Genomic DNA, 5,273 nt, shown 5'->3' with positions numbered 1-5,273 from the left:
GCACCACACCCCGGTTATACCAAGCTTCGTGGAAGTCAGGTTTGAATTCAATCGCTTTGTCGTAAGAAGCGATCGCTTCTTTAAATCGCTCTAAGTTTACCAGCACCCCACCCCGGTTATACCAAGCTTCGTGGAAGTCAGGTTTGAATTCAATCGCTTTGTCAAAAGAGCTAATTGCTTCTTCGTTTCGCCCTAATCTTCCCAGCGCACGACCCCGCTTATACCAGTCTTCTACTTTACCGCTAATTTCTATCAATTTTTCTGTGATTTGCAGAGCATTAACATAATCTTCTTCATCAAAATAATTGTCATATTCCTGCCAGTACGCTACCATGCGGGGATCTTCCTCTTCTCTTTCCACCCCTTCCAACGCATGACGCAGATATTGTATTTCCATTAAGCCATTAGGCGGCAATGGTTTCATTAGTTCAGAGGACAATTTATCTAAACCAACAGTCAATAACTCTCCCGAAAAATCAACTCCTATTTTATTCGTAATATCGGCTATCCCTAACTCTAATCGCTGCTGTAATTCTTCCCGCGTGTACCAGATCCGCAAAAAATCTACAAATAACTGTATAGTCCCTTCACCCCGCTGCTTCTTAACATCAAGGCAAAAACGCATCAGCACTTCCCGTAATTCATAATAAGACTCGCGCCCAATCGCTTCCGCAGTAGCATATCCCAAATTCCGCAGAGTTTTAAGTTGACTAGATGCTGTCGCCTGTGTAATAAAACAGCGCTCCGCAATTTCTTTAACACTAACAGCATGGCGACGATCGCACAAAAGCTCTACAATTTTTCGCTGTTGAGGCGAAAGAAATTGCATTCGTGACTGATAATAAGGTGTCAAATCATCGAGCATCCGCATAAAAGGTTTCACCAATTGATCCAGGGATTCACGGGTGAGGAATTGGGAGAAAATTACATAGACGCGGGGGTTGCCACCTGCTAAGTGATGAACCGCTTTAATCCGAGCTTGTCCGTTTGGTGAAGCAATGAAATTTTTTAACTCAATATTGCCCTGGATTGTTGCCACATTTATCAACAATTGTGCTGCATCGACCGCAGTTAAATCCTGTAAGTCGTGGAGGCGAAAGAAATCATAAAAAGGTGCTTTTTTATTATCAATATCATCAAATAAACTCGGTGAGGTGGCGATTATCGTACAGCAATTAGACTCTTGCAAGAAAACGAGAAATTGCTTTTGACCAGAATTACCTAACCCGTCAAATATTTGGTCTAAGTTCTCTACTAGCAGTAGTAACGTGCGATCGCCAATGAAATCTTTTAACAATTCTACTGCTGTCTGTTCAGCCGTCTCTGGAGATGAATAGAGAGCTTCAACTTTCTGCTGAAGTTGCTTTTGATATTTCTCTAAATAATCTTGCTTTAATGCTGTAAAGATACTAATTATTAAATCTAAAAATGAAGTGATACTCCAATTGTCTTCCCATAACCACGCAACAAAGAGGCGATCGCGCAAATTTTCCTGCTGATGAACGCGGTGATAAATGAGAGAAATTAAATGAGTTTTGCCAATACCACGCGGCCCAATTAGTAAAGTGTAATGCTTGACTGGAGTAGTTGCACTTTCACGAACGCGATCGACAAGTTCCTGTGCAAGTTCCTGGCGTTGGACAAGCATCTGTTCTAAAACATCCCCCGACATCAGACTCGGCGTGAAGTGGGAGAGAAAAGTTTCTGTCATACTAACCATTTAATGTTGAGATTGGTAGTCTAAGGCTGTGTTCGCACTGGGTGAACTATCATAAAAAGCTTATCCTGCTTGGGCTTTAGACTCATTGTCTATAGTTTAACACATTTTTGATAAATATCTGGGGATTTTGGTTGACATTTATTTTTACTCCTGTTATCTTAGCCATATAAGCGAAAAAGCGACCCCAGGTGAGACTAGAGACGCTTTAGAAACTTTGTTAGCGATGCACTGGTTACAGCCAGTACCGCTTTAGTTTTTTTGACTTCAAATGTAATTTTTTTGCTCTTGATCGGAGCGAGGAGTTCTTATGTCTGATTTTAGCATGATTGAGGCAAAAGTGTTGCTTGAGCAAACTTGGGCAACAATGCCGTATGCGATCGCGCTCTGTTTCACCATTGATAATAGCATCAAGAGGTTATTACCAAGTGAGCCTCAGCGACAGTCAATTATCAGTTTAACTGAAGAGACAACGCCCGATCGAAATCGTTTCAATGGTGTGATTATACCGGGAACGCGGCATAAAAACCAGCCGGCGGATAACTCCTTTTACCAAAAACAAGCAAAATTCTTATTTGCGACTTTATTTGGAGGATTCACGGCTTTTCCTGATATCAAAGGAGGATGGATTTTAGAGGAAACTGGACAGTTAGTAGAAGAACCTGGTTTTTTAGTTGCGGCCTTGACGACGCAAGCGCAAATGAAAGTCGGGGAAAGGATGATTAAACTGTTTGCGTTGTACTTGAAGCGAGAGTTGGATCAAGATGCGATCGCGATTATTATCGGTGGCAATTTGAAGTTTATTTAGAGACAAATAGCGTGGCTCTTATCTGATAAAATCGGGAGAGTCACGTTTTTTTATTGGGAAGTTAAAACGCATTGCGATAGTCACATCTTCAAACCTCATCAGATTTTATCCCCTTTTTCAAATTCGATCGCAAGAATCGGATAGAACCTAATTAAAAATATGTTTAAGCTAAAGTCATGTAGTTAAATTTTAATATTTATGCACGCATCAGCACCGCAAATTTTATCTCTTTCAGAAGAAACCCTTTGGCAAGCAATCCTGAATCGAGACACCAACTTTGATGGTAAATTATTCTACGGCGTGCGATCGACAAACATTTATTGCCGTCCAACCTGTCCCAGCCGCAAACCCAACCGCAGCCAAGTTACTTTTTTTAACTCACCAGAAGCCGCAGAAAATCAAGGCTTTCGTCCCTGCAAACGCTGTCAGCCACAAAATGCGACTGTTGACAATCCCGCCAGAGACAAGGTAATTGCAGCTTGTCGTTATATAGAGGGAGAGTGCGATCGCATACCCACCTTATCAGAAATAGGCGATCGCGTCGCCATGAGTCCCACTCACCTACAGCGAATATTCAAACAAATAGTCGGAGTTTCCCCTTTTCAATATGCCGATTCTCTGCGGATTAAACGTTTAAAAGAACATCTCAGACAGGGAGAAGAAATCGCACCCACCCTCTACGAAGTCGGCTACGGCTCTAGTAGTAGATTATATGAAAAAGCACCAAAACAACTCGGCATGACTCCTAATACTTATAAACGCCTTGGTTCCGGTGAAGAAATACGTTATGCGATCGCTAATTCTCCTCTCGGTTTTGTAATTGTAGCTGCCACTAAGCGCGGGATTTGTAACATTCGCTTGGGAAATAATGCAGCAGAACTTGAAAGCGAATTGCAACGAGAATTTAGCAATGCTTCCCTGGAAAAAGCGGATTCAGAATTGTGTCAATGGATGCAATCTTTAATAGATTATCTTAGCGGTAATTTACCTTTGCCTAATCTTCCCTGTGACGTGAAAGCTACAGCATTTCAATTACAAGTTTGGAATGCTTTACAGGCAATTCCTGCTGGTACAACGGTTACTTATAGTGATATTGCTGATGCTATTGGACAGCCAAATTCTCTCCGCGCTGTGGCACGCGCTTGTGCGACAAATCCAGTTGCATTGATTGTTCCTTGTCATCGAGTTGTTCCTAAAAGTGGGGGAGTTGGAGGATATCGTTGGGGAAGTTTTAGGAAAGAGAAACTCCTTGATTTAGAGAAAGAGTATGCAATCAACAGAGACTCTAAATCTTAATTAGTCCTCTTCAGAGGGCTTTAGCTATTAGACAGGGACTTCAGCCCCTGGCAGGCTTTCGGCTTAAGTTGACACCTAATGGGCATTGGCGTGTCCCTACAGGGATTGATAAATAATGAAATTTCGTGCAGCTTAGAAATTCGGTAAAAAACCCAGTTTATTTAGTTGAATGCGTAAGTTGCGAAAATGCTAAACAACTTACTAGGCTGCAATTACTTGATTCCGCCCGTACCCTTTAGCCCGATATAATGCTCGATCGGCTCTGGCAAATAGCTGAATTATATCCTCCTCCGGTTGACGCAAGGCAACTCCAAATGAAGCAGTGACTTTGCCCACTTCCGGTATTTGTCGATCCGCGATCGCCAATCTCAAATGTTCCGCCATTTGTTTTAATTCCTTTTCATCATCTCCTGTCACCACAATTAAAAATTCTTCGCCACCCCAACGAATCAAAATATCTTTCTCTCTTAACCGATTCTTACAGGATTGAGCTATTAATTGTAGAACGCGATCGCCCATTAAATGACCATAATTATCATTGATTTGTTTGAAGCGATCTATATCGCACAAAATAATACCGATTTGCTCCTCTGATTGATTTATTAAGTCTTGGAGTATCCTTTCTCCCGCACCTCGATTAAATACACTGGTTAGAGCGTCTTTTTCGGAAATTTCCATAAGATGAAAGCGCTCAAGATAAAGTTTATTGTTCGCATCTTGTAGTTGCGAATAAAATCGAATGAAGCATAGATTAATAGCCATAGCAGGGACAAGTGTAACGATTAAATCTATACCTCTAGGTGTTTCTAATTCTGGGAGATGCAATATCAAGTAAACAACCACTGGAGCGGCTATAATAAACCAAAGTAGGATTGTCAGCCGAACCAATCGACGAGGACGCAAGAAAATAATCATGCTGGTTGTGAGCAAAAAAAGTCCTGACGAAATCGGTGGTAAAGTATCAATCAACCGTTTTTCCTTGTCTAACCATGCCTCAATCACAAAAGAATACTCTGGAAAAATGATGATAAAGCTACTCCACGCTAAAAGAAGATTTATGACTCGGTAAATTTGCTGGGGATACTTAATTAGATAGATCAGAAGGTTCAAGCAGGTAATTGATGTAAGAGGAGGAATTACTAACGAAATTGTATGGGTTGTGCCTTCAAGTAAATGTAGAAATGTAATTAGTATTCCTCCTAAAACCATAAATACCAAGATGAAGATTATGGCTTTTCGCTTGAGGATTTCCATTGGATCGTTCGTTAGTAATGTCATGGCACTAAGTGGAAAGCTATAGTAGAAGCAAGAAGAAAAAGGAACAGGACTCAGAATACCTCTGATACTGATATAGCGTTTTTCAGGTAGAGGAGGTACGACTGATAATTGGTAATTGGTAATGGCTAATGGCTAATTGGTAATGGCTAATGGCTAATTGGTAATGGCTAATGG

Annotated in this window: 4 protein-coding genes; 2 read left to right on the top strand and 2 right to left on the bottom strand. The window is 41.1% G+C overall.

Annotated elements, in window-relative coordinates; all coding sequences use genetic code 11:
- Window positions 1-1,711 (bottom strand): tetratricopeptide repeat protein (locus tag PN499_RS19545; protein WP_272033787.1); only part of this gene is annotated, 1,711 nt, incomplete at its 3' end.
- Between the two features lie 316 nt (window positions 1,712-2,027).
- On the opposite strand from PN499_RS19545, the gene PN499_RS19540 reads away from it, so the two are divergent.
- Together PN499_RS19540 and ada are read left to right on the top strand one after the other, a co-directional pair.
- Window positions 2,028-2,525: a hypothetical protein gene (locus tag PN499_RS19540; protein ID WP_272033785.1), complete on the top strand. Its 498-nt coding sequence runs from the start codon at window positions 2,028-2,030 to the stop codon at window positions 2,523-2,525.
- 198 nt (window positions 2,526-2,723) lie between these two features.
- Window positions 2,724-3,821, top strand: coding sequence for a bifunctional DNA-binding transcriptional regulator/O6-methylguanine-DNA methyltransferase Ada (gene ada / locus PN499_RS19535; protein ID WP_272033783.1), 1,098 nt, complete (start codon window positions 2,724-2,726; stop codon window positions 3,819-3,821).
- A 201-nt stretch (window positions 3,822-4,022) separates the two neighbouring features.
- On the opposite strand, the gene PN499_RS19530 is transcribed toward ada, so the two are convergent.
- Entirely contained in the window at window positions 4,023-5,099 is a 1,077-nt protein-coding gene (locus PN499_RS19530; RefSeq protein WP_272033781.1) for a GGDEF domain-containing protein, read from the bottom strand.
- Between the last annotated feature and the right edge of the window lie 174 nt (window positions 5,100-5,273).

Origin of the sequence: Kamptonema animale CS-326 (assembly GCF_028330895.1) — a bacterium.
Taxonomy (GTDB): Bacteria; Cyanobacteriota; Cyanobacteriia; order Cyanobacteriales; family Microcoleaceae; genus Kamptonema; species Kamptonema formosum.
Note: the sequence above shows the minus strand (reverse complement) of the source record. Positions and strands in the feature narration are given on the sequence as shown.

Excerpts from the sequence above, each read along its gene's own strand:
- PN499_RS19540 (WP_272033785.1), top strand. The coding sequence starts at position 2,028 with ATGTCTGATTTTAGCATGATTGAGGCAAAAGTGTTGCTTGAGCAAACT.
- ada (WP_272033783.1), top strand. The coding sequence starts at position 2,724 with ATGCACGCATCAGCACCGCAAATTTTATCTCTTTCAGAAGAAACCCTT.
- PN499_RS19530 (WP_272033781.1), bottom strand. The coding sequence starts at position 5,099 with ATGACATTACTAACGAACGATCCAATGGAAATCCTCAAGCGAAAAGCC.